1 protein-coding gene is annotated in these 251 nt (G+C 55.8%); it reads right to left on the bottom strand.

Features of this window, described 5'->3' with window-relative positions; translation table 11 throughout:
• Position 1: 1 nt before the first annotated feature.
• Positions 2-251, bottom strand: a 250-nt coding sequence (locus SB772_RS43710) for a hypothetical protein (RefSeq protein ID WP_410838991.1), incomplete at its 5' end; no start/stop codon positions are given.

Below are 251 nucleotides of genomic sequence, written 5' to 3'. Positions count from 1 at the left end.
GTTACTCCATGTCAATTACGGTGGCTACTTCTTCTGTGACCAGCGCGGGACCGATGTCCAGTTCCTTGAATGCCCGATCGAAGATCGTGACGCACTGGGCGACCATTTGTTGTGCCATTTGCCTGGAGACGTATTCGATCCGCTCCTTGCTGTTCCCTTGACCGTGCGATTCACGAAGCAAGGCGCGATAGTCAGTCTTGTCGGCGATGATGGTCTGCCACGAAAGCCCGTGCGTCGCCATATGCGCGAAC

Source organism: Paraburkholderia sp. SIMBA_030 (assembly GCF_046535245.1).
In the GTDB taxonomy this organism is placed as follows: domain Bacteria; phylum Pseudomonadota; class Gammaproteobacteria; order Burkholderiales; family Burkholderiaceae; genus Paraburkholderia.
The sequence above is the reverse complement of the archived record's forward strand: the minus strand, read 5'-3'. Positions and strand labels throughout refer to the sequence as shown.